This is a genomic window from Holospora undulata HU1 (genome assembly GCF_000388175.3).
Classification (GTDB): Bacteria; Pseudomonadota; Alphaproteobacteria; order Holosporales; family Holosporaceae; genus Holospora; species Holospora undulata_A.
Map to the genome: position 1 here is coordinate 1 of NZ_ARPM03000126.1, position 1,239 is coordinate 1,239.

The 1,239-nt window shown below is 29.5% G+C and carries 1 protein-coding gene; it reads right to left on the reverse strand.

The genetic code is table 11. From position 1 onward, the window contains the following. Positions 1–156: 156 nt before the first annotated feature. A complete protein-coding gene (locus K737_RS03065; RefSeq protein WP_006298013.1) occupies positions 157–1,182 on the reverse strand; it encodes a hypothetical protein in 1,026 nt (341 codons plus the stop codon). Positions 1,183–1,239 lie beyond the last annotated feature (57 nt).

The following is a 1,239-nucleotide window of genomic DNA, read 5'->3' on the forward strand; positions in this document are numbered from 1 at the left end:
ATCGATCATACTAAGTACGAAGGTTCATTTGCATTAAACATTGTTGTTTATTTTTAATAAAATAGCCTGTCTTTCGGATCTTTTAAAGTCCCTTCAAAAAAGTGAGGGGGAGTATGGTTAAAAGCTTCGTTTTTTTGAATAATTTAAAGAATTTGCTTAGTCCCTTAAAATTTTTTGAAAATTATTCCAGATTAATGACATTGAATTCCTTATTTCTTTGCTGCTTATGTTTAAATCTAAAGGTTGAAAAATACCCATAATGTAACTAAAATCGTCTTTATCTAAATGGATATCGTTTAAAAACTTAATATCTCCAACTTTGTTCTGTTTTAAGACCTCCAGGGTTTTAAGAAGATTTTTTTTATTTTTTTTAGAAAAACTAGAAAATTGATCAAGAAATTTATGTTTTTCTAGCATTAGCTCAAAAAATTTTTTCTCATGATGTTTGAAGTCGGGAGGTGTTTCGAGGCAAATTTTTGAAAATTCTCGCAAACCTTCTAAAAAACTTTTAAATTTTTTTATGTCGGAGTTTTGTGAATCTTTTTCTATTGCCATTTGTTTGTTTGAGGGGGAGGGGGCTGAGTCGTTGTTTAGGAAGCGCAAAAAAACTTTTCGTAATTGTTTCCAAATTAATGGAGCGTTCTTTGCTACTGCGAAATTTCGTATTTTAAAGTAGAGGGGGCGAAGAATGTCCACAATGTAATCGAAGTCATTTTTCTCTAACTCGATCTCTTTTAAAAATTCAGAATCTCCGATTTTGCTGTCTTTTAAAACTTTTAGAACTTTCAGAAAATCTTCTCTGTTTTTTTTAGGAAGATTAGCAAATTGATCAAGAAGATCTGTTTTTTGGTGGATTAATTCAAGAAAACTTTGTCGAAAAGTGTCTAAATTTGGACTTGCAAATAAAATTCTTAAAGAGTCTTGTAAATTTTTTATAAAATTTTCAAATTTTTCATTCTCTTTTATTTTTCTTTTGTTTTCCCCCAAATTTTCAGATTCTCCTATTCCATCTTCGTTCAGTTCAGAGTCTTGCAAGTAAGATTCTTCCATTTCGGAGAGGCGTGGGCTTTCTTCTGTTTTCGCGAGTCTATTTGATGGATCTTTTTCTGAGCCATTATTTGCAAAAGAGTTTTCTATGAACATAATGCTAATTAAAAAAACATTTAAAATAGGTGATTTCATAATTTTACCAATGGTTTGTATTGAATATTATGGATTGTACAAAATAAAAATAAAATT